Origin of the sequence: Thermosipho affectus (genome assembly GCF_001990485.1) — a bacterium.
In the GTDB taxonomy this organism is placed as follows: Bacteria; Thermotogota; Thermotogae; order Thermotogales; family Fervidobacteriaceae; genus Thermosipho; species Thermosipho affectus.
Window position 1 is genome coordinate 260673 of sequence record NZ_LBFC01000018.1, and the last position, 26593, is coordinate 287265.

Here is a 26593-nt window from a genome sequence, read left to right on the forward strand (position 1 = left end):
ATGAAAAAAATAGTTTTTTTGTTTTTGTTTTTGCAAATTCTAAGCTTTGCCCAAATATTGGATTTTTGGGTAGATCCTTTTTTCGATACGTACGGTTTTTCTATTACTCAAGACATCGAATTTTGGAAGGTTAAAGCCCTGCTTCGATATGATATTAATGTTAATTGGGAGCAGGGCTTTCCTGTATTTGAAGCAAATGTTCCAGAAATTTTTTTTGATTTAAATGCAAAGATCTATTCCGTTGAGTATGGTTTTTTTCACAGAAAAGTTCCATTTTCTGTATTTGTAAATCCATATGAAATGGGTTTGAATGTAAGATATGGTTTTACAGGTTTTTATAATGATTATTGTTATTTTTCTGGAAATTTTTTGGATGTATCCTTTAAAGAAGGCTTAATTAATGTTGGACTAAAATACAAAGATTTCAGAATTTTTTATGAAAAATTTTTAGAAAAGAATATCTTTGGGATTCAAATAGATGATTTGATCTTTTTTTACGATGAATACGGGCTAGAAGCGGCGTTGTATTTTCAAGACGAGTATTTTGGACTGTATTTTAATCCTGTAAATAATTTGCTAGGAATGGCTATTTTCAGCAAAAATAATTATTTATTTATAACGCAAGAAGAAATGTACATGAATGTAAAGTGGGGTGAGATTAATGTCTTTGGAAGATTTCAAAAAGAGAAGAGAAAGTTTGCTTTCGGGTTCAAAATTTGGTGATACACAAGAATTTTCTATGGAGGAATTTCAATGGTTTTTAGAGCAAGTAAAAAAGCAATTTAATTTTGATTTGACAGGTTATAAACCACATAGAGTTAAAAGAAGAATAGAGATGTTGATTAAAAAATATAGACTTAAATCTTATAAAGATTATTACAATTTGATTTTGAAAGATGAAAAGAAGAAGGAAGAATTTTTTGATAGAATGACTATAAATGTTACGGAATTCTTTAGAAATCCAGAGAAGTGGTGGGAACTAAGGGATAAATTTTTACCTCAACTTTTAAAGGAAAGTGGTACAAAGTTTAAAGCATGGAGTGCGGGATGTTCTACAGGAGAAGAACCGTATTCTCTTGCGATTTTACTTGAAGAATTAAGAGCACCAAGTACAGCAAAAATTCATGCAACGGATATAGATATAGGTGTTTTAACAAAGGCAAGAATGGGTGAGTATGAAGAAAGATCCTTTGTTAGTACTCCTCCACAATATTTAAAAAAATACTTTGATTTAACAAGCAAAGGGACTTATAAAGTGAAGGATATAGTAAAAAAAAGAATTTTGTTCAAAAGACATAATTTATTACAAGATCGTTTTGAAACAGGATATGATTTGATTTTGTGTAGAAACGTGGTAATTTATTTTGAATTGGAAACGAAAATGGAGTTGTACGAAAAATTTGCAAAGTCCTTAAGACCAGGTGGTTTGTTATTTATAGGGAACACTGAGAGAATATTTAATTACAGGCAGTTGGGATTTGAAGTTGCATCACCGTTTATTTACAGAAAGTTGTGAGGTGATTTTTTGTTTTGGATAACGTTAGCATTTGTTATCGACCAAATTACTAAATATATTGCTACAAATTATTGGAGGTTTAATCCAACTAAGGTATGGATATTTTATTTCACATATGCGACTAATAAAGGTGTGGCATTTGGTCTTTTTTCAAATTCAAAAGAAATAGTTGTTTATTTAACACTTGCAATTACCATCTTTTTGTCTTTGATACCTTTGATCAAAAATTTGGATTTTTTAACGAATATGTTTTTAGGATTTATCATTGGTGGTGCATTGGGAAATATAGTGGATAGAATTAGATTTGGATATGTAGTTGATTTTATAACTATGCCTTATTGGCCAACTATATACAATTTGGCGGATTTCTTTATACTTTTGGGTGGTATTGGAATTGCAATATTATCATTGTGGAGGAGAGATATTGGAAATTCAAGTAACAGCGCGGGAAAAAGGATGGAGATTGGACAAGTTTGTTCAAGAGATAGCTCCAAGTTGGATATCAAGGACGTACATACAAAAAGCAATCAAGAGTGGGGAGATAATAGTAAATAATGAGATAAAGAAACCAAGCTATAAATTAAAAAAAGGTGATGTGGTTTTTTTTGAGTTGCCAGAAGAACCCAAAAAAGTGGAAATTGTACCGGAGAATATACCTATAGATGTAATTTATGAGGATAGAGATATAATTGTTATAAATAAAGCTCCAGGTGTGGTGACTCATCCCACACCTTCCTTTATTTCTGGTACGTTGGTTAACGCTTTGATGTACCATTGTAAAGATTTTCAGGGGATAAGTGGTGAATTAAGACCCGGGATAGTACATAGATTAGATAAGGACACAAGTGGAGTTATAGTTGTTGCAAAAAATGATAAAGCTCATCAAAGCTTATCTAGTCAATTTAAGGAGAGACTCACAGAAAAGACTTATATTGCAATTACTTCTGGAGTTATAAAAAAAGATTATGGAACAATTGATGTACCACTTGGAAGGAACCCAGTTGTGAGGACAAAAATGGCCCCTTTAGAATGGGGAAAAAGTGCTTTAACATACTATAAAGTTTTAAAAAGATTTAAAGTTGCTACACTTGTTCTTGCCTTTCCAAAAACGGGAAGAACCCATCAAATAAGAGTACATATGAAATACATAGGCCATCCTCTTCTTGGAGATGAACTATATGGAAAAGGAAAAAAGGATGAAATATTTGGAGTTAAGCGACAAATGCTGCACGCTTTAAGACTTTCGATTTTTCATCCTACAACTGGAAAAAAGATGATTTTTGTTGCCCCCCTTCCTTCTGATTTTAAACGGGTGATAAAGAATCTTTCGGAAATTTAATAAAAAATCTTGTAAGAGTTGATTTTTGCTAAATAAATGATATAATCATAACAAATAAGGCTTATGTGCCTTATTATTTATTTTTAGGGGGTGTTTTGTTATGGGGATAGATGAGATTTTTGAGGTTATTGAGAGGGAAAAGATAAAATTTATAAGGTTGCAGTTTACCGACATTAACGGGATATTAAAAAATGTCGAAATTCCTTCGAATGATTTAAAAAGGGCGTTTGAAAGGGGGATAATGTTTGATGGTTCATCAATTGAAGGGTTTGTTAGGATTAATGAATCGGATATGTATTTAAAGCCAGATCCAGCGACTTTTGCAATTCTTCCATGGACACTTGAAGGTCAAAAGAGTGCAAGAATAATTTGTGATGTTTACAAATATGATGGTACACCTTTTGAAGGGGATCCTAGGTTTAGATTGAGAAAAGTTATGGAAGAGGCAAAGGAATTAGGATTTGTCCCTCACACAGGTCCTGAAGTTGAATTTTTCTTGTTGCCAAGAAAAGATAATAAACCTGTATTTGAATTTTTAGATGAAGGTGGATATTTCGATCTTTTGCCTGTAGATATTGCAGAACACTTAAGAAGTGAAGTTGCTGTAATGTTAGAAGAGATGGGGATAGATGTTGAAGCTACGCATCATGAAGTTGCTCCATCACAACATGAAGTAGATTTTAGATACAGTAATGCTCTTTCATCCGCTGATGCCGTTCAAACTGTAAAGTTAGTTATAAAGACGTTAGCGGTAAAGAATAATTTATACGCGACATTTATGCCTAAGCCATTTTTTGGAATTAATGGTAGTGGGATGCATGTGCATATGAGTTTGTTAACAAGTGATTTAAGTGAAAATGCGTTTTACGATAAGGAAAAAGATGATATTTCCGATATAATGAGGTATTTTATAGGAGGTTTAATAAAATTTGCAAGGCCTATAACGGCGATTACAAATCCAACTGTAAATAGTTATAAAAGGTTAGTTCCAGGATATGAAGCCCCTGTAAATGTCGCTTGGTCTCTTGCAAATAGATCTGCACTTATTAGAGTACCAATGGCAAGAAAAATGGGGACAAGATTAGAATATAGAGCACCTGATCCTTCATGTAATCCGTATTTAGCTTTTACTGTTTTAATTAAAGCGGGGCTTATTGGTATAAAGGAAAAAATAGAACCACCAATGCCAGTTGAGGAAAATATTTATCATATGAAAGAAGAAGAAAAAGGAATTTTTGGGATAAAGTTGTTGCCGGAAAATCTTAGTGAAGCTATAAATGAAATGGAAGGTTGCGAAATAATAAAAGAAGCACTTGGTGAGCATATATTTTCCAAATTTATAAAAATGAAAAGAAAAGAATGGAGAGAATATTCCACATTTGTAAGTGAATGGGAAAGAAGAAAATATGAAATAATATGAGGGCTTAATTGCCCTCATATTTTTTGTAGTATTTCAAACCAAGTGATATATCTTTTAAACGTTGATTTTTATTTGCGGGATATCCATAAAAATGATATTTTTCGCATAAATTAATAAATTCTTTTAAGATATTTTCATTATTTGGTGGGTATATATAATCTGTAACAAGAACAAATTTTTCAGAGTTTTGTATTTTGAGTATGTACGTAAGTCTTTTTTCACTTTTTAGTTTTCTATTTTTGTAAAAAAATAGAGTTTCAATTCCTATTCCATCTATTGATTTTATGTACAAATTATTGAAATCAAAGTCTATAATATCTTCTCCATTTTGAGGTACAATTAAAAGGTTATTTACTTTTTCTTTTATTTCGCTTAAAAATCTTATCATTTCATTTGCTGTAAACATTATCTCATAGCCATTTTCTGACCAATATTTATAAGAGTCTATTAAATCGAGGTAAAGACCGTCTATATTGTATGACAAAATTTTATCTATTGTTTTGAAAACTATATTTTTCCATTCGCTATACCAATATTTTACTTTGTAATTTCCCTTCCAATATTTGTTTTCTTTTCCAAGCCATTTTGGTGGATTTTTTTTCCAAGCATCTTTCCAATAATCTCTATAGCTTTCTGCCTCGCCGATGCTTAAGTATGCAAGGATTTTTGTGCCGTCTTTTTGGAGTTTTTTTAGATAAACTTTGTCTTTATCATTTAAGTAGAAAACATCTATAACCAGAAATTTTGGAGTATAAAAGGTATAGATTTTTTGTAAATCTATATTTTGAAGTTGATATATAAACGGTACATTTATCTTTTCAATACTTAGAGTATATATTAAAATCATAAATATCAGGAATAAAGTTATATATTTCATATTATCACCTTAGAAAAGTTATAACTACTTTTGATGAAGTTGTTTTTAATATGTATATATCGTTTTCGGGATAAAATGCCACTATGTCACCTCCCAGTATGCTTCTTATGGGAATTTTTGTGCGTAAAAGAAAATATTTTGGTTTTAAAGCAGATGGTGAAATAATTATTTCCATTTTATCTTTTTTGATATTGTATTCGTATTTTTGTGTTAAAAAATCAAAAAAATAAGGATATGCCTCTGAAGCAGTTTGATTTTCTAACCATGGAAAAGTTATCTTAACTTTGTAGTAGAATGTACTTAAATAAGACAATAGCTCTTCCCATGTTTTGTTTTTAGGATTTCTGTCATTTGAAAAGAAGTCATCTGGGTGTATAAAGTGTTGGAAAGAACCAAAATTTGCAAGGGTGTTTATGGAATTTAAAAGGATTTTCTTAAGTGGATAATAACCATATGTGGATCGTGGTATTACAATTGCAAAGTTGCCGATAATTTTGTATTCTGAAAAATCATCATTAGATGTGTAAGTGGTACCTATTGTTTTTATTTCTGGAAGTGCCTTTAGTAAATTTTTTATACCAAATTTATCTATTATATTATTTGGAGCTACATAACTATTTATAAAAATAGGATGTCCTAAAATTAATTGGATAAACTTTTTGGCCGATTTAAGACCTTCTTGTAGGTTTTTTTCATTTTCCCAATTTCTTTTTAAAAGTGAAAGATGATTATATCCGTGTAATCCAAGTTCATGTTCGGAGTTATCGATTTCAACTAATGCATTTGAGGGTTTATCTGAAATTAAAAATTCGGAAAAATCAAAAGGTGGATTACTTGCACCATTGTAACTTAAAGGTGTGACTATTGTGTATTTTATATTGTAGCTTTTTGAAAAATCTTTCATGTCTTTCCACCATATGTTATAGTAAAAGTTTGTATCATTTATTCCCTTTTTAACAATTTCATACGACGGAATTGGAAAATCGTCTATATAAAATATAAAAGAATTTAAAAATCCCATTATGTTAAAATCCTGCATATCAAGGATGCATTGTAAAATTAATCCCCTTGTTTCTTTTATTATAATTGGTGGATAAATGTATCCAAGGTATCCATTTTTTTCTTTTTTATACCAAATTACTGGAATGTTTTTATCACTTACAAGATAAGATAGAATTTTTTCATTATGTAAATCCACATTGAAAGAAATTTCAAAACTTCTTTCAATTCCAATGCCGTTTTTGGTGTTTTTTAAAGGAAATATTTCTTTTTTAAAGAAAATTTTTTTGACGATATGTTCTTCAGTTTTTATGTTGTTTTTCCAGGGAGTATTATAAATATTTGTTATGTATAAAATTGTACCTCCGTTATTTAGAAACATCTCTGTATTTTCAGAAGAAATGAACTTTGAATTTGTACACCAAATTATATATTTATATGGTAAAAGATCTATAAATGATTTGTTATAAAAGTCATCTATTATTGTTATATCAAAATTTATTTTTGCGTATTCTAAAGTTTTTTTTAGGTCATATTGAATCTTTGTGTAAAAGTTTGAATCATATGTATCTTTTACGATTAGTATTTTGTTTTTCATTCCAACTTGTTTTGTCAAAAATACGTCTATTAGCTTTTCAATGTTGAGTACAACCTTTTCGTTGTTTAAAAAGCTATTGAAAATTGCACATCCACCTCTTGGAGAGATAAATATTAATGGATATTTTGTATCTTTTGATTTTAGATCTAAAATAATTTTTATATCTTTTGCAAAGATTTTGTATTTTTCAACAGGTTGTGGTAATGTACTTGGTGTTGCTGTAAAAAAATCCTTATCATATGTAATTTCAAAATTTTTTAAGACTTTGTATCCATACATATAATGTATACCTATCTTGTTCAATAGGTTGTTGATTTCCCTTTGTTCAGTTGAAACTCCTAAATTGTTAAAAAAGAAAAATATACCGCCTTCTTCAACAAATTTAGAAAGTTGTCTTAAGTATACTTCGGGAGTGTTTAGTTTTGTTGAGTAATACCATGAGATTATCCCAGTATAGTGTTTTGATGAGATGTTGTAGTAATTAAATTTTTCAATGTCTGCTAAATCAAAATTTAGGTTATTTTTTTCAAGGATGGGAATTACGTGATCTTTTAGCATGTATTCTCCGTATTCTTCAGAGCCTTTGTAGAGAAGTAAGATCTTTTTTTGAGAAAATGATAGGATGCTTAAGATTAGAAAAATTGTTAATAATATTTTTTTCATCTTTTCACTCCTCTAATTAATTTTCCTTCTGGAAGAGAAGGATTTTGTCTGAAAAATTCGATTTTAATTATATCTTTTATTTTCTTTTTAAGTAATGTATATGAAACCATAGTTCCTATTAAAAATGAAAGGGCATATCCTGCACCAAGGGATGCATAACCTATCTTTGAGACTAAAATGTGGCTTAAGAAAATGTTCAAAAATAATACTGCTATATTCAAACTAAACGCCAAATTTCTAAAATCGAAGTATAAAATTAATAATATTACCATGAGGTAAAAACCGTTGAGCATTGCCCCTATTAGTCCCAGTCTTAAAATAGGTTTTGAAAGTTCATTTGATATAGGGAGAAGTTTTAATTCATTTAGTATAAAAAATAACGTGGTAATTAATATTTGAATCTTTATGGTAAGTGAAATACTTTGTAAAAGTTCTTTTTCCATTTCATCTTTTATAGTTAATATCTCGGAATATACGTATCCTTCCTTTAGTGAAGTGTAAAAATGTTTATATTTTTTATAAAACCTTGTTTCAAGTACCAATATAAACATGGTAATTGTGGGAATTATAGTTAGATAACAAAAAAACATGGGACTATCGTATATAAATGAAAATTTAAATCCGTCTATTAATTCCTCTCCAAAGTTTGGATTATTCCACACTATAAAATCATCAACCCATATAGCAAGATAATACGAAACCCCTATTAACATAAGTTGCCAATATTTTTTTATTTCTTTTAACCATTCGAAGGAAATTTTTTGATTATTATTTCCAAATGTATTATATACTGTTATAAAATTTGTTATTATACCCACAGTTATACCTAATGCATAACCATATATTTCCGAAAGGTTGTAGTAGGAAAATAATTTGGAAAAAACAATAGAAGATATACCCATTAATACATATGATGTAATGTACCAATTAATTTCGTCAGTGGAAATTGCCGCAATTGAAATTAACCATAAGACAAGTAATGAGAGTGTAAGATAGGTAAATGAAATAATAAATTTAAATGGTTGGGGATTAAATAGAAAAAATAAAACAAGAAAGATAATTAATAAAGTTGCATTTGCTACAATTATTCCCAATGTTTCAGGGAGAATTTTTTCATATTCTTTTAAATACATAATATCTGAAATTCTCCTTGAAAGAAACATAGAAAAAATCCCTGATATTATTATAGAAAAAATAAATCCATATATGATCGCAGTATTAAAGTAAATGTTAAATATATTTAAATAGTTAAGTATTATCCACAAAGATAAAGTGGTAATAATCCATGGACCTGAAGCGGTCAATATAGAATAAAGTATGGCAAGTGCATCTGTCGAAACTCTATTTTGAAAGAATAATTTATTTAATTTAAATCCGACTCCCGCCAAGTTATTCCACCACCGAATAGTATAGTTTTTTGTAGTTTCCCACCATTTGATCTAACCTATATCTTAACATTACCCTTTTTTTTCCTATTTCTGATGCTCTTTTTCTAAAAGAATCGTCTTTGTACAAAGTGATAATTGCATTTGCCATGGCTTTAAAATCTTTGGGCTTTACGACAATGCCAGCAGGACCTATAATGTCTTCTTTACTACCGTATATTAATTCTCTACATGCCCCAACGTTTGTTGCAACTACTGGAATACCTATTGATAATGCTTCAAGTATAACTAGTGGTTGACCTTCACTTATACTTGAAATTAGAAGGATATTTAATTTATCGTAATATTCTTTTACGTCAACCATTCCAGTAAATTCAACCGTGTCTTTTAAGTTGAATATTTCTACCATTTCGTAACATTCTTTAAAGTAATCAGGTTCCTCATCGGTAGGACCAATTATGTATAACTTGAAAGATTTTATTTCATCTTTTGCTATTCTTGCAGCTTTTATTGCTGTCTTTATATCTTTTATTTCTACAACTCGTCCTACAATTCCAATGGTAAATGGTTGTTTTTCTTTTCTGTATTGTATGTCTTTGAATCTTTCTACATCAATACCATTTGGTATTACAAGCATTTTTGAGTGTTCACTGCAGAGTTCTTTTTCAAATTTTTGGTTGTCTTCAAATAATGTTGTTATTTTCTTTGCACCTTTGTATACAATTGAGCTTATTGTGTTAAAAAGTTTTATCCACCCTGTTTTGAATTCTTCTTTAATCCAATCCGAACGTAGTATTTCAAGTTGTCTTTCTCTGTGATATATACCATGTTCAGTAAGAATCACGGGTTTGTTGTATTTTAACCCATTTAAAATAGCTGAAATTCCTGCATATCCTGTGGTGATTGTATGGTATATATCGCATTTTGGAAGATCAATAGCCATAGAATTTAAAAAGGGTATCATCATAGAATATAATGTCCAGTAGTAATTTGGAAAATTCTCAAAAGGCAAGTATTTTTCATAGAATTTTAGTATTGAACTCCAATAGAACTCAGATTTTAGGAAACTTGTAAAATCGAAATTGAGATTTTTCTTAAATAGATAATATAAATCCTTTCCCATTTTATTTTCATTAAATGGATAGGTTATAATTTTTCCTAGAGAATTGGTAAATTTTTTTGTTACTTTTCTTTTATTTTTAAATTTGTATTTTGCAAAGAGGTAGAATTCAAAATAATCTGTTACGTTTTCGGGAAACACGTATTTTTGCTTTCTTTCTCTTGGAGTATCACCCACATGAATAACGCAAAATTCAATATCTTTCATGTTTTTTATTAAAGAATGTCCCCAGTTTGATACGCCTCCCACCACGTAAGGATAAGTACCTTCAAAAAGTAGACCTACTTTCAGATTAATCACCTTCCAAGATTTTTTTTAGTTTTTTTTCCGATGGATTGTTTTTAATTATATAAAGTCCTATTTTTTGTGTATATGATAAATTTAATTTTTCAAGTTCTTTGATTAGTAAATTAAATTTTAAACTTTCGGCAAATTTGTATTTGTTAAAATCCTTTAGTGTTGAAGAAATTAAGATGAGGTATTCTACTTTAGATAAGTCTTCAATACCAAGTTCTTTTTTATGGTACAATTCGTTAAATGTTTCGTTCATTTTTATGTATAAACTTCTTTTATTCCAAGGCAGTTTTTTTAGTTCATACGGTGATTCAATCACCGCTTGATTGTAGTTTATTACAATTATTAAAATTATTAAAATGAAAGTTATAATAAAAAGGATTTTATCCATGTTATCCCTCCAAGAGTATTTTTAGTGCTTCGTTTTTAAATGAAAAGTTATAAGAGTAGAAAACGTTTAATAGTTCTTTGACCTCTTTGATATTACGTTGTTTTAGATAATATAACATTGCTTTTTCAAATAGAGGTTGAAATTTTAGTTTTTTTAGTTTTTCATCTAATATTTTTTCAATCAAGGTATTTTCTCCTAATTCTTGTAATACATCTAATAACAAAAGGATTGCTTCTATATTAAGAGGATATTTTTCTAAGAATTGTAGAAGTGTTTTTTTTGTAGAGATAAGTATATCTGTTTTTTGATTTTCGGTAAGAAATGGAGAAAGTGCATAATAGAATGAATACCTTGCGTATTCTACTTTATTATTGATTTTTGAAAGTTTTTCTAAAAGTAAATTTTCAATATTGTTTATTGCTTCAGTTGTGTATAAAATTACATCTTGGTTTGTTTCTACTTTTATGACTAAATAAAGTAGACGAAGACCTTCCAAAAAGTCTATTTGTTCTTTTTTTAGTAGTTCGAATAACAAACGTATAGCTTCCTTTTTTTGTGAAACACTTCCGTGTTTTATGATTATGTTAAATGGTGCAAGATCAACACTTTTAAAGTTTGGGTTGAATGTTTCAATGTTTTTTTCTTTAAATTCTATAGGGATATATTTTGGTTTTTTTTGGGTTATTAATAATGTTTTTATTATTGGATAATACGGGAAAAATATAATAGATCCAATAAGATCTGATACTTTTAGATCTATTAAGTTTAGTATTAGATATAGAAAGAAGAAGAATATATTTAATTTTATTAAAGAAAGAATTCCAAAAATAAGTGATACAAATATAATTATTTTTTTCATTCTTTTGTATAAGCCTCCAGTATGTTTAGTTTCCTTTCGGTTTTAATTTTGTTTAACACGCGATTTAGTCCTTGGGAATTGCAAGAAGTTAAGAGAATACTTAGCTTGTTTTGTAACGGATTGTAAAAAACAAAATCAGTTTCTCTGATATATTTTTTTATCTTGCTAATATCAAAATCTTTAGTAATAGAAGCTTCGATAAGTGAGTATGGAATTTTAAACCTTTTAAATCTTTCATCTATCTTTTCAAATACGGCTTTAAATTTTTCTATATCTGTAGTTATAGTCTGCTTTTCAAGTTCAATTGAAACATATAGAAGGTTTGATAGCCAATCTGATAAAAGTTTAAGATATGTTTCCGTATTTTTGTTTATTTTCTCAGGGTCCATGTTTTCAATTAGGACAAAACCTATTGTTTTATTTCTTTGAGAAATTTTTGTAGCCATTATAGGTTCCATAGAAAAGTCTACATTTTCATCTGAAATGTACAAAACACTTACAGATGCAAATCCTAAATCATTGGCCATTGAAATTATCTTTGATTTTTCTATTGGAAATGAATTTGGAAGGATTTGTGGACCTTTTCTAACTTTTAATCGTAAAAAGTTGTTCTTACTTAGAGTATATATGGAAACAGTTATGGCGCTTACAAAGTCGTATATTAGTTCCACTGCTTCATTAAATATGTCTTCAGGATTATTAAATTCTATTTCTTTTAATCTATCCACAAACAAAGAAACTCCTTTATTTTCAAGGAGTAGCTTGTTTTGAAGGTCATTAGTCAAAAGTTTATATTTTTCTATAGTTTTTTCAAGTGCTTTTATTTTTTCATTTAAAAGATTAATTTGTGTTTTTTGTTCATTTATTTTTTGTACATAGCTATCTCTAAAAAATCCGGTTATGAACCCCATAGATAGAAGTACTATCGGAAATCTTAGAACGGGCCAAGTAAAGATAACGGTAAAAATATTTATATTGTAGTGGATGTATAAAGATAAAAAATAGAAAAATAAACTAAATGTGGATGAGAAAAAAAACATATCTAAGCCATGTCTTATAGATATATATATGTTTAATATGCAATATGGATTTGGATAAGATAAAACGTATCCGTAGTATTTGAAAATAATATCAAATGTAAAAAGAAGAGAATTAAGGAGAATAATTTCTATATAGTTGGAGTATTTTTTCATCCTTTTTCACCATCCTTACTATATTATAACAAATTTTAAGAGTTTGTTATAAGCTGTTTTTTAGATTGAATTTAATATTAATTTTATTACAAATTTGATTATGTTTTTTCAAGAAAATATTTTAAAATAATTACGAAAAAAATAAAGAAATAGTTGGAAAAATCCATTAGTTTATTGACGATTGTGTGAATTTTTTAATTAATATAGAAATATTTAATATTGTGATAATATTGAGTTTTGAAGCTAATGATTTAGGAGGAGGGGAGAAGGTATGAAGAAGATGTGGAAGAAAATTATTGTTTTCGCACTTATTGCTTTGCCATTTGTAATTGCTACTGTGGGAAACCTTACTCTTTGGCCATCAAAAGGAGGAAAGTAAGTTAGAGAGAAAAAGCAGGTGATACGATGGGGAATTTTTTGAAGAATTTAGATTTGAAAAAGAATAGGTTATTTATATATGTATGTTTTTTAGGAGCATTATATGCGCTCCTTCTTTTTCTTTCTATAAGAAAAAATGGCTTTGACCTTTTTGACATAAATTTTTACCTAATGATTGCTTTTTATATTGCATTTGAACTTGTGCTTGTAAACCTTCAGACGTTTATTGAGAAGAAATTTGAAGAAAAAGAAAAAAAGTTTGATTTGATATTGAGTGCTGGAATGATTATTTCTATTATTTCTGCTGGTATTCTCAATATTTCAAATGCAATGCTTTTACCTTTGATTTCTTTTCTTTTTTTAAAACCAAAGGTTTTGTTTTCTAAGAATTATCATTTTTTTGTTTTTAATACTTCAATGATAGGTCTTTTGATTTTTATTGTATCTAAGTTATTTCATTGGGGTTCTTTTATCATGAAAAATATCCTTTTATCTTCCATTTATGTTGTTGTTCTTTCTGTTTTTTATACTTTTTTTAATTTTTCTTTTGTATTTTTGTTTTTATATTTTTTCTACAATGGTTCATTTAAGGCTTGTGTAAGACAAGTATTTGGTGAAGGAAGGTTTTTTAATAGTATTTTTACATCTTTGAATATCTTTGTGGTTTATTTTTTGTACAGGTTGGTTGGTGTTTCCGCAATTCCTATTACATTTTTTACAATTGTTAGTGTACAGCTTGGAAATTATTATGCTACAAAATACAGAAATGCAAAGGTTGATTTTTTAACGGTACTTACCAAAAGTTTAGAAGAAAAGGATAGTTATACTTTTGGACATGGAGAAAATGTTTCAAAACTTGCCGTAAAAGTGGCAAAAGAGCTAGGGTTTCCCGATAAAGATTTAAAGTTAATTGAGATTGCGGGAGTATTACATGATGTGGGAAAAATAGGAATTCCAGATATAATTCTTTTGAAAACAGATAAGTTGTCTTTTGAGGAGTACGAAATAATGAAAGAACATTCTAAAAAGGGATATGAAATATTAAAAAATATAACAGAGTATAAAGATACTATAGCAAAATGGGTGTTGCATCATCACGAAAGATGGGATGGAAAAGGTTACCCAGATGGGTTGTCAAAAGAAGATATTCCAGTTGTTTCTAGAATATTAACTATATGTGATGTTTTTGATGCACTTACAAGTGACAGGACGTATCGAAAGGCATGGAAGAAAGAAAGGGCAATATTATTTATAGAGGAAAATTCGGGAGTGATTTTTGATCCTAAAATCGTTAAAATATTTTTAAGTTTGGTAAGGAGTGAGTATTAATGATAGTATATATCTTTTTAATCTCTTTTTTTACTTCTATATTAACTAAAAGAATAAAATTTGTAGTAGAGAGAAGGTATAGGTATTTTTATTTGTTTCCAATACCTTTAGTTCTTCAGGTTATACCGTATTATAGGGAGATTTTAATGCCACTTTCTTTTTCTATATTAATAGTGCTCTTGTTATTAAACAAACATATTCCGGGGTTTTCTTTGATAACAATTGGAACAGTTTTAAATTCATTCGTTATGATGATAAATGGTTGGAAAATGCCAGTTTTAAAAAGTCTTGTAAAAAAATTTGCGCTTCCTATAGGTATGAGGCATGTAGTTGTTGACACGTTTAGTTGGAAAATATTCCTCGGTGATTGGATACCTGTTATTTTGCCGTGGAAAGAATATTATATAATAAGTGTGGGTGATATTTTCGTGTATATTGGTGTTTTTTTGTTTTTGTTAAAGATAAAGAAGCGGGATAGATAAATATCCTGCTTTTTTTTATGATAAAATTGAAAGAAAGGAGGTATAATTGATGAAAGTTTTTGCAATTGATACATCAACACCACAACTTGTAGTGTATTATAGAGATGAAAATAGGATTATTACTCAAACTTTAATGGCAAAAGATAAACATACGAAAAATTTAAGTATTTTGATGGAAATACTCAAAGAATTTGAAATAGATTTTGATGGATTAGATGTAGTTGGTATAGGAATTGGTCCGGGAAGTTTAACGGGGTTAAGAATTGGTATATCATTTGCCTTAGGACTTTCTATAGATAAAAAGATAGTTACAGTTCCATCGACAAAGATAATAGCGGCAAATCTGTTGTATTGTGGTAAAGATATTGTAGTTGTACGTAAGGCAAGAAGTGGATATATATATGGTGCAATATACGATGATAAATTATCCGTAAAAGTTTCTCCATTTGTCGAAGAAATTGAAAAATTTAAAGAGAGGTTAAATGGAGATTTTAGCGTTATAGGTGATGCTGCAGAATTTTTCGGGAAAAAATTTCCTGAATTTTTTGACTATCCCCAACCTGAGAGATTGGGAATGCTTGTGGAAAAAGAAATAGAAAATGGAAATTTTGTAGATAAAGTTGATCCGCTTTACATACAAAAATCTATTGCGGAGATTAATTTTGAGAAAAGACACAGAAAGGATGGTTGACTTGGAAAAGTTAACGCCCATGATGAAACAGTATATGGGAATTAAATCAAAGTATAAGGACGCAATATTGTTATTTAGACTTGGAGATTTCTATGAAGCGTTTTTTGAGGACGCTGAGGTAATTTCTAAAGTTTTAAATATAGTGTTGACAAAAAGACAAAGTGCTCCAATGGCGGGAATACCATACCATGCACTTGAAAATTACTTGAAAAAGTTGGTGGAAAGTGGTTACAAAGTGGCTATTTGCGAGCAAATGGAAGATGCATCTCGAGCAAAAGGAATTGTTAAAAGAGAAGTTACCCGTGTTATTACCCCTGGAACAATAATTGAGGACGAACTTCTCTCAAGTGATAACAATTATTTGATGTCGGTTATTTTTGAAGAAAATTATGTTTCAGCCTTCATTGATGTATCTACAGGTGAGTTATTTTTAAAAATTTTTGAAAAATTAGATGAATTAATTGATTATGTGAAAATTTCAAATATTTCTCAAATAATCTGTGATGAAAAGTTGTATGAAGATTTAAAAAGAGAATTACCAGATATTTTTGTTGAGAAATTGGATGAATGGTATTTTCAAGGGTATGATGAAAAAATAAAAGAGACGTATAAATTGGCATCTGTTGATCATTTTGAATTATTAGAATCTGAAAAAAAGGTTTTGGGAGGACTTTTAAAGTACTTAGAGTACACTTTAATGGATAGCAAGGTACCACAAAAACCCAAGAAATTAGAAAAAACAAAGTATATGGTCCTTGATTCAAAAACAGTGGATAATTTATCTCTTATTCCCGGGGAAAAAGGTAAGAATCTTTTTGATGTGTTGAATCAGACCAAAACTTCAATGGGGGCAAGATTATTAAAAAAGTGGATTTTACAACCTTTAAAAGATAAAAATGAAATATTAGAAAGACAGGGGTTAGTAGAGGCTTTTTATAATGATCAATTACTTTTAAATGAGATAAGGGAGTATTTAAGCGGAGTTTATGATATTGAAAGAATTTTAACAAGGCTTAGCTATGGAAAGGTTTCACCAAAAGATTTGATATCTTTGAAAAACAGTCTTTTGTTGATTCCACATATTAAAGAAGCTTTGAGCACAAATAAAAAATTGGAAGATTTTGCAAGTAACTTAGATGAATTTAGGGAAGTGGTGGTGTTTCTTGAAAGAGCATTATATGACGAACCATCAAACTCACCTGGTGATGGAAATGTAATTAAAGAGGGATATTCTGTTGAGTTAGATGATTACAGGAATTTATTGTTTCATTCTGAAGAAAGACTGAAAAAATTTCAAGAATTAGAAAGGCAAAGAACTGGTATTCAAAAGTTGAAAGTAGGATTTAATCAAGTGTTTGGATATTATATTGAAGTACCAAAAGGACAGATAAAGAACGTTCCAGAAGATTATATAAGAAAGCAAACGTTGGTAAATTCAGAAAGATACATAACGCAGGAATTAAAAGAATTTGAGGAAAAAATAATGTCTGCACGCGAGAAAGTAGAGCTTATAGAAAAAAGTTTATTTGAAGAAATACGTGTGAAACTTTTAGATTATGTGGAAAATTTAAGAGTACTTGCACAAAAACTTGCACAGCTAGATGTTGTAAGCAATTTCGCAATGGTGTCTAGACTGTATGGTTATACAAAGCCAGAATTTACAAATAGTGAATTTAGTGTAAAAAATGCAAGGCATGCTGTAGTTGAGAGATACATTTCAGATTTTATTCCCAATGATATTTACATGGATAAAAAAAGAAGAATGTATATTATTACGGGACCAAATATGAGTGGTAAGAGCACTTATATAAGGCAAGTTGGATTAATTGCCGTAATGGCTCAAATTGGATGTTTTGTACCAGGAGAAAATGTTAAACTTCCCATTTTTGATAGAGTATTTACGAGAATGGGTGCAAGAGATGACATCTCAACTGGCAAAAGCACTTTTTTAGTTGAAATGAGTGAGGTAGCTTTGATTTTGGATAAAGCGACAAGAGAGAGTTTAGTGCTTTTGGATGAAGTGGGGAGAGGTACAAGTACATTTGATGGAATAAGTATTGCCTGGGCGATGAGTGAATACATATATAACGAAATTGGGTGTAAAACAATATTTGCAACACATTTTACCGAATTAACGGAGCTTTCAGATGTGTATGAAGGAATAAAAAATTTAACAATAGCAGTAAAAGAAACAAACAATGGTGTGATATTTTTACATAAGGTTATTGAAGGAGTTGCAGATAGAAGTTATGGTATAGAGGTAGCACAAATTGCAGGTATTCCTGAAGGTGTTGTAGAGAGAGCACGTGAAATATTAGATGTAATCTCAAAGAAAAGTGAATTGGAAAAAAAAGTAAGTGTGTTAAAACAAGGACAACTAAAGAAAATAAAAAGTAAGAAAAAAATACCAAATGGACAACTTTCACTATTTGAGGGAGGTGTTAATGGTTGAAGTTTAAGGATCTTCTTTTTAAAAGTTATATAAAAATCATTGTTTTTGGATTGATTATTTTGTTTTTAGTACTTTCTTTATTTTATCTTTTTGTAAATTTTCGTATAAATAAACAGATTGAAGATATGTCCGTATCCTTTGTCAAAAATACCATGGAGATTTTTGAAAGAACTTTAAAGAGTTTTAATTGGTATTTGGATAAAGAGTTAGAATCATCTATTTCATATTTGGAAATGAATCCAGATGAAGGAGAAAGAGTTTTAACTTTACTATTTTCAAAGGCCCCTTTCTATTTTAAACATGCATATATGGATATTTTAGATTTTAATGATTTAGATAAAAAGTTGAGAGGAAAACTCAGTAAATCTGTAGATTATTATATTAAAAAAAATATCGTTAATGGAATTTTCAAAAATAATCTGTATATTAGGATAAATGATAAAATATATGTTTTGAGAATGAGTTTGCCACTTGAGTTTCTAAAGGATACTTTTAGTGAGATAAATGATATGAGTAAAAATTTTAAATTTATATCTTCAGTTAACGTTTGTGATTCTTCTGGAATGCCCATTTCAAAAAGATTTCTTAAAACAGATTTAAGTGAAAAGGACTTAAAAAGAGTTTTTAGTGATAGTATTTTGCATATAAAAAAACAAAGAGGAATTTATACAATATATTATCCATGGAAATTTGAAAGTGAAAAAGAAGTTTTTGGACCTTTACTTTTAAGTGTGTCATTTGACTTTTCGTATATATATAAAGTCCTTTTTTATATGTCGTTAATAATTGGCGGTGCAGTTTTAATAGGTATTTTGTTTTCTATAAAGCTTTCAAAGAAGATTTCTAGAAGATTATCTAGTTATTTTGAAAAATTGATTTCCAATATGAGAGAGTATAGAAAGACAAAGATATTTGATGTGAATAATTTTGAAGATTGTGAGATAGATGAAGTTAATGAATTAATACGTGAATATGAATATATGATAGAAGAAATGTCTGCAACATTTCAAGAATTAACTGCCATGAATGAAGAATTAGAAAATAGTTACAAAGAAATAGAACGTGTAAATGATGAGTTAGAATCGGCATATTTGGATTTTAGTATAAAACTTTCAAAAGTTGCAGAAGGATACGATGAAAATACAGGGAATCATATAGATAGAGTGGGGATTTTGTCGGCGTTTATAGCAGGAAAGATGGGGTTTTCAAGGGAAATGGTTTATAAGATAAGACATTATGCACCATTGCATGATATTGGCAAGATTTTTGTTGATAGAAATATTTTAACGAAAAATGGAAAATTGACAGAAGAGGAATGGGAAGAGATGAAAAAACACACGATATACGGTGCACGTTTAATTGGTGATAAACCACATTTTGAAGTTGCAAGGAATATAGCACTATATCATCATGAAAACTGGGATGGAAGTGGATATCCATACGGCTTAAAGGGAGAGGAAATTCCTATTGAAGCTGCTATAGTTCATCTTGTAGATGTTTACGATGCACTTAGATCGGAAAGGCCGTATAAGAAGGCATTTACACATGAAGAAGCTATGAAAATAATAATGGAAGGCGACAGAAGGACAAAACCAAAACACTTTTCTCCAAAAGTATTGGAGGTTTTTGTAAGGTGCGAAAAGACAATTAAGAAACTTTGGAAAAAGATTTATCAGTGATATCTTTGTACTGTGAATTTATATATTTCGAAATTTTCTGAATATATACCTGCTTTTAGTTTTGCAATTCTTATTTGTTCATCTGTTGAATTAACACCTTCTATATTTGGAAGTAGAAGCCCTCTTCTGTTCCCTTGTTTTACTATTATTCCATATTTTTTTGGATCAAGTTCTTTAATTGAGTTTACTTTTTCTATTTCACTTAGCACATCTACAGATACAATAATTGAACCAAGTTCTTTTTTTGAAAGTGGTAAAAACCTTGGGTCTTGTGTTGCAGCAGCGATTGCATTATTTCTTATTTCTAGAGCAAGATTTTCTTGAGTAGGTTTAAACGTTCCTATACAACCCCTTAAATTTCCATCTGTAGTATGTAGAGTTACAAAACAGCCCGCTTTTTTTTCGAATAATTCTTTTGGCAATGAGTTGTCCGGATTTATTATCTTTGAATATAAAACATAATTTTCTATTACCTTTATTGCCCATTTTACATATGGATGTTCTCCAATCATAGTTGTCCACCTTTCGAGCGGAGAAATAAATCTATTATAAGTCTAACTTCGCCGATACCTATACCAAATTTTTTAGCAATTTCTGCTTCACTAGTACCGTTGTTGTAAAGTTCGATTATTTTTTCTTCCATTGTTTTTTCTGTTTTTGGTTCTTTTTTTATTTCATTTTTTTCTTCTAGAATTATTTTTTCTTCTTTGATTATATTTTCCTGTGTTTTTTGTCTATTTTTTTCTTTTAATTGAGACATATCCAAAAGTACCTTTGAATAAAGGTCGTTAATTTCAGAAATTAAATCGTTGACTTCTTTCATTTTTTGTTCTAATATTTCCAACTTTGAATCAACAAAAGTTTTTACCCGTCCCATTAACTGGATGAGACGTTCTTCATCTTCTTTCAACTTTTCGGGTTGATTTTTGGTAGAATACAGATGCACAAGGTATGTTCCCCATGCAAACGAAACACTAAAGATAGTTGATAATAGCACTAGCCATTCAACAAAACTCATCTTTTCCCTCCATAGATTACCGTTGGAAAATTTTTAAGTGTATTTCCAGACCAATAGAGTTTGTTTTTAATTATACTAGTTGGGGTAGGTTGAGCAGATATCAGAACACTTTCTTTTGGGATATATACTATAAATGAAGAATTTTCATTTGGATTTATTTGTATGTTGCCTAAACTTAATGTGTATTTGTTGTTGCCTATTGTGACTAGGTTTTCTATTACGGCAATTTCTTGTATTTCTAAGATTCCTGCCCTTTCTGAGGCAGAGTTTTTGTACATTTTTACACTCATGTTTTTTCCGATTTCTTCTGATATCTTTTTGAAATAATCAAGAAAGGTAGCAGATGAATTTTGTGTATAACTTACTTTGTAGTTTTCCATTTCCTTTGGATCGTTAAAAGAAAGCCCTGCAATGGTTGTTATAGTTGCAGCGTTTGAATAATCAGTTTCAATGATAGTTTGATAATATGTGATATCGAATTTTGGTTTTCGATTAAATATTGTGAAAAAATCAAATATTAAAAATGCTACTATCATGAAAAGTAATATGTAAAACAAAGTTTTGTTTTGCAAAAAAATTACCCCCTTATCCTTTCTTTAGTTCTACAAAATTTACATATGTTACTAGTCGTTGGATATCCACATTTTTCGCAAAATTTTATTTCTATTTTTTCTTCAGGTAAGAATTTTTTCATCTCTAAAATGCTGTATACGATGTTTAATTTTTGATCCCTAGAAAACTCTATGTTTGTTTTGAATTTTTTTTGTGTGCTTTTTAGAGAGTTTGGGCAAGCACAACCGATATATGGAAGAGATTTTAGTTTTGTGTATGTTAAAATTTCTTCTTCTGTTAAAAAGTACAATGGTTTAATCCTTCCAACTAGTTTTTTTTCTTTTATTGTAGGTGTTAAGGGACCTGTTCTTTGAAGTTGTGTTATGTTTTTGTTGAACATGTTGTTGAATATGAAAAAGACCTCATCATCTAAATTATGACCTAAAACCACATAATCAAAATCATTTTCGAATGCGTATTTGTTTAATATATATCTTCTTATCATTCCACAGTATGAGCAAGGTTTATATTTTATATCCATTATTGTAAACCCTTCTTCTTTTTCTAAATCGTATATAGTTAACTTTTCATTTGTCATCTGTGTGATTTTTAGTGCTATTTCTTCGGATTTTTCGGTAAATACGGGGATTCCAAGTCGTATAAAAAAGTATTCTATTTTTAAATTGAATTTTTCTTTTAATTTTGAAAGAATGTAGCTTACTGCTACAGAATCCTTTCCACCTGAAATTGCAACAAGTAATTTTTTATTTTTGATTTTGTATTTATCCAAAAATTTTCCTATTTTTCTTTCAAAGTATTCCACAAAATGGTCTTCGCAAAGTCTTGGTGATTTGAAAATAGCTTTTTTCTTACAATGTTGACATTTCATAAAGTACCTCCCTTTAGCATTTTCCAATGAAATCTAATACATCACGGTCAAATTGTTTAACAGAATTTGTAAGTTTTCCCACTCTTCTTATTGTCTCTTCCACATCTTCTGCAACTATTCCATTTCCACATGGAACGTCTATATTGTGTAAAGCTAAGTTGCTTACTTGTAGAGCAGTAAGAGTACCAGTTATAGCTTTAAGTGCACATCCTCTTTTGGCACCATCACACGTTAATCCAAAGAGTGTACCTAAAGTATCATTTATTGCATTTTTTATTTGTTTTTTATTCCCATTGTTTATATAAGTTAATCCTGCTGCAGCCCCTGCTGCTGAAATGGTTCCAGCACCGCAGATGGGGGTTAAAAGTCCTGTGTATGCCTTTATATATATTGTAACTAGTATACTTAATAGTGTGGCTTTTAATAATTTGTCTTTTGAAACTTTGTCTTTATATAAAGCAAGTGGTAGTATACAGGACAAACCTTGATTTCCACTTCCAGCCACCGTCATTACAGGTTTCAAAGCACCACTCATTCTTGCATCTACACCTGCACTTACATACTTTACATACTCATTTATTGCGGCATTTGAGAAGTTTCCTTCTGTGTTTATTCCAAATTTTGCAATTTCCAGATTCATTTCAATGGCTTTTTCAACGAAGTCTAAGATATCTGTATCTGGATTTTCTATGTAATCTAAAATCTTATCTATGGAAAAGTTTTTAATTTTTTCTATGCTCGTTTTTTTAGGATTGAATTTTTCATTTTTAATTACTTTGCCATCAATCACTATTTTTGCAATGTTATCGTGTTTTCCCTCAATAAGTATCTGTACATTGTTATCTGAGATTATAGTTGTATCCACAAAAAGGTAATTTTTTTCGTTAAGAGAGATTTTTACTAAATTTTTTATTTTCATAGCACTTTCCAAACATTTTGGATTTATATTTTTTAAAACTTCTAAACCTTTTTTTGCATCTCCACATATGTATCCCAAAGATGCTGCAAGTTCAAGCCCAAATATATCTGTGCCTGGTATATTTACTACCAAACCATTTTTATACGTATTCTTATCCAAAGATATTTCTATTGCTTTTAATTCACCTGTTGAATGCTCTTTTCCAACTGCTGTCGAAAGTGCGATTGCTATAGGTTCTGTGCAACCATATGCAGGTTTAACTTGGTCAAAAAAAATTTCTTTTAGCATAAAAATCCCCCTTTCAAAAGAATTATACCATATGATAAAATAATATGATAATTAGGAGGTGAAAACATGAAAAAGTCTATAGTGTGGATGTTTTTGATAATTTCTTTAATTTCTATTTCCATGAGTATTTCAGATGCAAAGAAATTACCAGATGGGACAGATGTTTTGATTAGGGGAATTGTAACAGTAGAACCAGGCCCATTTGATGTTAATATCATATTTGTTCAAGATGAGAGTGCGGGTATTAATGTGTATCTTAAAGGTGGGTATTTTGAGAAAGTTAAGCGTGGGGATTTAGTTGAGGTTAAAGGTTATTTGTGGACACATAGATTAAATCGGGAAATAGTAGTGAGTAAAAATGGCGTTAAGGTGATTTCAAGTGATAATGAATTGCCAGAGCCATTAAAAATAAAAACTGTTGATATTAACGATGAATCACTTCAAGGGCTATTCGTTGAAGTTGAAGGAAAAGTTGTGAGTATTGAAAAAGGGGATACGCGAAAGATATACATTGATGATGGTAGTGGAAAGGGTATGGTCTTTATAAGGGAAAACACAGGAATATTGACTTCGTATTTTAGAGTTGGAATGAAAATGAAGGTAAAAGGTGTACTTGGAAGATATCAAGCATTTTTTGAGCTTTGGCCAAGGGGAATGGAAGATATAGAAGCTGGAGATGTTTTTCCACCAGAGGTAGGATCCGTATTTTTGAAGAATAACAAAGTTTATGTGGTTTTTAATGAACCTGTAGATTCAACAAGTGTGAATGATAATAAAACTGTTAGAATTTCAAATGTTGAAATTAAAGGACATGAAATGTTCTTTAACAACAGAGTAATAATTTTGGATGCTGGTGTTGAAAAACCTGAAAAGATAATGATAAGATTTATAAGAGATATTAATGGAAATAAAATGGGGTCAAAAATATTATCGATTGATCCAAAAAAAGATATTTTTGAAAATAGAGTTTTATTCGATGAAGGACATGGTCAACAAGCGGGGAATGCCGATTGGGTAATTAATGGGGCATATTCTAAATTTGCAAACTCTATAGATGGGTATGTAAAAGGTACAAAGGAAAAACTTTCCTTTGAACTTTTAAGCTTATACAAGGTACTTGTAATTCCAGAACCTAACAAACCATTTGATAAGACAGAAGTACAGGCAATTGTAAAATTTGTGGAAAATGGTGGAGGGTTATTCCTTATAGCTGACCATGGTGGATCAGATAGAAACCATAACGGGTGGGATTCTCCAAAAATATTTAATCAATTTGTTAAAAAGTTTGGTTTTGTATTTTCGGAAGATAATATCCAAGAAGAACCTTTAAGATATATATATGAACATTATATAACAAGTGGTGTAGAAAAAGTAGGTGTATGGGCAGGAAGTACGATAAAAATTTTATCAGATAAGGTAAAGGTTTTAATAGCAGATAGATTTAAAAAGCCGTTTTTAGTTGTTTCAACTTTTGGAAAAGGAAAAGTAGTGGCAATTGGTGATAGCTCACCTTTTGATGATGGTACCGGTGATAGAAATGATATTTTACACAATGGTTGGGATTATGGAGATGATGCAAAACTTGCTATTAACATAGTTAATTACTTGAAGAATGATAATATAAAGTAAAATTTTTACAATTGGGAGAAGTACTTCTCCCAATTGTTTATTTAGTCTTCAGGATAGTTTGTTATTTTCTTAATATCTTTGTATACGTTTTTAAGGGAAGAATATACCTTTTTATACGCTTTATTATACAGTTTTTCGTATATTTCTACTTCTCTTTCGTTGGGTTGAAATATATTTGAGTAATGTACCATTTTTTTTACTACAGTTTTTATATCTGAAAACGCGGCAAATACACATATTGCTGCTCCAAGGCCAGAGGTTTCATGTGTTTCTGTTTTATATACGGGAAGGTTGAACATATTTGCGGTTATTTGACAGATGCGATTACTTTGTGCACCACCACCTGAAACTGTTAATCTATTTATTTTAATTTTCCCATTCTTTTCAATCCTTTCTAATCCATCACGGAGCGCATAATTTATTCCCTCTATTATCGCTCTATAAATATGTCCTTTTGTATGTATATCTCCAAAACCAATTATTGCTCCCTTTGCATTTGGCATATCAAGTCCTGGAGTCCACATGGGATGTAGAATAAGTCCGTGTGATCCTGGGGGAATATTATCGAGAAATTTGTTTAATATTACTTCGGGGGCTACTTGTAATTTTTCTGCGAGTGATATTTCTTTTTCTCCAAATTCTCTTATAAACCACTTTATTAGCCAATATCCCCTGAATATTTCTATTTCTGGGTTGTACATGTTTGGGATAACTGCCGGATACGGAGGAATAAATGGTATAGGTTCAAAGTATTTTTTAGATGTGACTTGAACCGTTGCAGTTGTCCCAAAGCTTAGACTTGCACAATTTTCGGTTATACAACCTGTTCCCAAAGTTTCACAGCCTTTATCTGAACCAGAGGTTATTATATCTATTCCTTCTGGAAGACCTATTTCTTGTGAAACTTTTTTTGATATTTTTCCAATGGAGATACATGGGTCAACTAATTTTGGAAGTTGTTCTCTTGTGAATCCAAACAACCGCCAACGCCAATTTTTGTCACTTTTAGGCCAATCTTGTTTTTTATAGTCAAATGGTATATGTCCAATTTGAGATGCTTTTGAATCGATAAATTTTCCCGTTAGTTTGTACAAGAGATATCCTGATAATAGTAGAATTTTATGAGTTTTTTTCCAAACATCTGGTTCATTTTCCATTACCCAATTTGGTCTACTTCTTCTATAAATTCTCAATGCTGTTTTTTTCATGCGTATAATTGAAAACCCTATATTTTCAATAAAATTTAGCACATTTTTCTGCGATGCTTTTCTTTGATCAAGCCATATAATTGCTGGCCTAAGGGGCTTTCCTTCTTTATCTACAAAAACAATAGTATCCCTTTGGGTTGTTATGCTTATACCTAGAACTTTCGAGAATTTTCCTTTATTTCGCTCTTTTAATCTTTTTACAGAACTTGAAAGAGCATTCCAATAAATTTCTACATCTTGTTCCGCTAAACCCGGTTTTGTAGAAAAATATGGGACGTATGTTATTTTTTCAATATCATGGAGTTTTCCGTTTTCATCAAATAGAAGTGCTCTCAAACTTTGAGTGCCGCAATCAATACTTATTGCGTAGTTCATTTTTGCACACTCCAAATTTTTAATTTTTTCTATATAATATTATATCTCCA

At 29.7% G+C, this 26593-nt stretch carries 24 protein-coding genes; 11 read left to right on the forward strand and 13 right to left on the reverse strand.

Translation table 11 applies throughout. From position 1 onward, the window contains the following. From XJ44_RS05690 to XJ44_RS05710, 5 genes are all read left to right on the forward strand, one after another. Nucleotides 1–723 carry a hypothetical protein gene (locus tag XJ44_RS05690; protein WP_075666032.1) on the forward strand — a complete coding sequence of 241 codons (723 nt, stop codon included), beginning with the start codon at nucleotides 1–3 and terminating at the stop codon, nucleotides 721–723. Continuing rightward, nucleotides 662–1516 (forward strand): CheR family methyltransferase, encoded by an 855-nt coding sequence (locus XJ44_RS05695; RefSeq protein ID WP_075666033.1) that lies wholly within the window; start codon nucleotides 662–664, stop codon nucleotides 1514–1516. Before XJ44_RS05690 ends, XJ44_RS05695 begins: the two co-directional genes overlap by 62 nt. Nucleotides 1517–1525: 9 nt before the next feature. Continuing rightward, a complete protein-coding gene (gene lspA, locus XJ44_RS09375; RefSeq protein ID WP_075666721.1) occupies nucleotides 1526–2071 on the forward strand; it encodes a signal peptidase II in 546 nt (181 codons plus the stop codon). Continuing rightward, nucleotides 2001–2855: an RluA family pseudouridine synthase gene (locus XJ44_RS05705; RefSeq protein WP_233119530.1), complete on the forward strand. Its 855-nt coding sequence runs from the start codon at nucleotides 2001–2003 to the stop codon at nucleotides 2853–2855. Before lspA ends, XJ44_RS05705 begins: the two co-directional genes overlap by 71 nt. Nucleotides 2856–2955: 100 nt before the next feature. Further along, on the forward strand, nucleotides 2956–4275 hold the full coding sequence (locus tag XJ44_RS05710) for a glutamine synthetase family protein (RefSeq protein WP_075666035.1): 1320 nt from the start codon (nucleotides 2956–2958) through the stop codon (nucleotides 4273–4275). A 4-nt stretch (nucleotides 4276–4279) separates the two neighbouring features. Here the strand turns inward: XJ44_RS05710 and XJ44_RS05715 are convergent, their stop codons facing one another. The 7 genes from XJ44_RS05715 to XJ44_RS05745 are packed head-to-tail and all read right to left on the reverse strand — an operon-like array spanning nucleotide 4280 to nucleotide 12654. Then, the gene (locus tag XJ44_RS05715) at nucleotides 4280–5122 is read right to left on the reverse strand and encodes an MJ1477/TM1410 family putative glycoside hydrolase (protein WP_233119523.1); all 843 of its coding nucleotides are present in this window, start codon (nucleotides 5120–5122) and stop codon (nucleotides 4280–4282) included. Nucleotides 5123–5156: 34 nt separating this feature from the next. Then, a complete protein-coding gene (locus tag XJ44_RS05720) occupies nucleotides 5157–7412 on the reverse strand; it encodes a DUF2194 domain-containing protein (protein ID WP_077198354.1) in 2256 nt (751 codons plus the stop codon). Further along, nucleotides 7409–8800, reverse strand: a complete 1392-nt coding sequence (pelG, locus tag XJ44_RS05725) for an exopolysaccharide Pel transporter PelG (protein WP_077198355.1) — start codon at nucleotides 8798–8800, stop codon at nucleotides 7409–7411. Before pelG ends, XJ44_RS05720 begins: the two co-directional genes overlap by 4 nt. A gap of 1 nt (nucleotide 8801) precedes the next feature. Next, nucleotides 8802–10217: a GT4 family glycosyltransferase PelF gene (gene pelF, locus XJ44_RS05730; protein ID WP_084758774.1), complete on the reverse strand. Its 1416-nt coding sequence runs from the start codon at nucleotides 10215–10217 to the stop codon at nucleotides 8802–8804. Further along, nucleotides 10210–10602, reverse strand: coding sequence for a hypothetical protein (locus tag XJ44_RS05735; protein WP_075666039.1), 393 nt, complete (start codon nucleotides 10600–10602; stop codon nucleotides 10210–10212). The genes pelF and XJ44_RS05735 overlap by 8 nt, the downstream gene beginning before the upstream one ends. 1 nt (nucleotide 10603) lies before the next feature. Further along, nucleotides 10604–11461: a hypothetical protein gene (locus tag XJ44_RS05740; protein WP_075666040.1), complete on the reverse strand. Its 858-nt coding sequence runs from the start codon at nucleotides 11459–11461 to the stop codon at nucleotides 10604–10606. Next, a complete protein-coding gene (locus tag XJ44_RS05745; protein ID WP_077198356.1) occupies nucleotides 11458–12654 on the reverse strand; it encodes a hypothetical protein in 1197 nt (398 codons plus the stop codon). Before XJ44_RS05745 ends, XJ44_RS05740 begins: the two co-directional genes overlap by 4 nt. Before the next feature lie 417 nt (nucleotides 12655–13071). Between XJ44_RS05745 and XJ44_RS05750 the strand changes: the two genes are divergently transcribed. Genes XJ44_RS05750 through XJ44_RS09380 form a run of 5 tightly spaced genes read left to right on the forward strand, consistent with a single transcriptional unit; the run spans nucleotide 13072 to nucleotide 19665 of the window. Further along, nucleotides 13072–14361: an HD-GYP domain-containing protein gene (locus XJ44_RS05750; RefSeq protein WP_233119524.1), complete on the forward strand. Its 1290-nt coding sequence runs from the start codon at nucleotides 13072–13074 to the stop codon at nucleotides 14359–14361. Continuing rightward, nucleotides 14361–14843, forward strand: a complete 483-nt coding sequence (locus XJ44_RS05755; RefSeq protein ID WP_077198358.1) for a DUF5317 family protein — start codon at nucleotides 14361–14363, stop codon at nucleotides 14841–14843. The genes XJ44_RS05750 and XJ44_RS05755 overlap by 1 nt, the downstream gene beginning before the upstream one ends. 49 nt (nucleotides 14844–14892) lie before the next feature. Beyond that, entirely contained in the window at nucleotides 14893–15534 is a 642-nt protein-coding gene (gene tsaB, locus XJ44_RS05760; RefSeq protein ID WP_077198359.1) for a tRNA (adenosine(37)-N6)-threonylcarbamoyltransferase complex dimerization subunit type 1 TsaB, read from the forward strand. Further along, nucleotides 15527–17986 (forward strand): DNA mismatch repair protein MutS, encoded by a 2460-nt coding sequence (gene mutS, locus XJ44_RS05765; protein ID WP_077198412.1) that lies wholly within the window; start codon nucleotides 15527–15529, stop codon nucleotides 17984–17986. Before tsaB ends, mutS begins: the two co-directional genes overlap by 8 nt. Beyond that, the gene (locus XJ44_RS09380; RefSeq protein WP_233119525.1) at nucleotides 17983–19665 is read left to right on the forward strand and encodes an HD domain-containing phosphohydrolase; all 1683 of its coding nucleotides are present in this window, start codon (nucleotides 17983–17985) and stop codon (nucleotides 19663–19665) included. Before mutS ends, XJ44_RS09380 begins: the two co-directional genes overlap by 4 nt. Here XJ44_RS09380 and amrA read toward each other — a convergent pair. Genes amrA through XJ44_RS05795 form a run of 5 tightly spaced genes read right to left on the reverse strand, consistent with a single transcriptional unit; the run spans nucleotide 19659 to nucleotide 23331 of the window. Continuing rightward, entirely contained in the window at nucleotides 19659–20177 is a 519-nt protein-coding gene (gene amrA / locus XJ44_RS05775) for an AmmeMemoRadiSam system protein A (protein ID WP_077198360.1), read from the reverse strand. The two genes, XJ44_RS09380 and amrA, sit on opposite strands and share 7 nt — an antisense overlap. After that, complete coding sequence (locus XJ44_RS05780; protein ID WP_077198361.1) at nucleotides 20174–20683, reverse strand: DUF6115 domain-containing protein; 510 nt, start codon at nucleotides 20681–20683, stop codon at nucleotides 20174–20176. The genes amrA and XJ44_RS05780 overlap by 4 nt, the downstream gene beginning before the upstream one ends. After that, a complete protein-coding gene (locus XJ44_RS05785) occupies nucleotides 20680–21219 on the reverse strand; it encodes a DUF4897 domain-containing protein (protein ID WP_233119526.1) in 540 nt (179 codons plus the stop codon). The genes XJ44_RS05780 and XJ44_RS05785 overlap by 4 nt, the downstream gene beginning before the upstream one ends. 41 nt (nucleotides 21220–21260) lie before the next feature. Continuing rightward, nucleotides 21261–22124, reverse strand: a complete 864-nt coding sequence (locus tag XJ44_RS05790; RefSeq protein WP_077198363.1) for an ATP-binding protein — start codon at nucleotides 22122–22124, stop codon at nucleotides 21261–21263. 13 nt (nucleotides 22125–22137) lie between these two features. Beyond that, on the reverse strand, nucleotides 22138–23331 hold the full coding sequence (locus XJ44_RS05795; protein ID WP_075666048.1) for an L-cysteine desulfidase family protein: 1194 nt from the start codon (nucleotides 23329–23331) through the stop codon (nucleotides 22138–22140). 66 nt (nucleotides 23332–23397) lie between these two features. Here XJ44_RS05795 and XJ44_RS05800 point away from each other — a divergent pair, with 66 nt between their 5' ends. Further along, nucleotides 23398–24960: a DNA-binding protein gene (locus XJ44_RS05800; protein WP_077198364.1), complete on the forward strand. Its 1563-nt coding sequence runs from the start codon at nucleotides 23398–23400 to the stop codon at nucleotides 24958–24960. 41 nt (nucleotides 24961–25001) lie between these two features. On the opposite strand, the gene XJ44_RS05805 is transcribed toward XJ44_RS05800, so the two are convergent. Further along, nucleotides 25002–26543, reverse strand: coding sequence for an FGGY-family carbohydrate kinase (locus tag XJ44_RS05805; protein ID WP_077198365.1), 1542 nt, complete (start codon nucleotides 26541–26543; stop codon nucleotides 25002–25004). Between the last annotated feature and the right edge of the window lie 50 nt (nucleotides 26544–26593).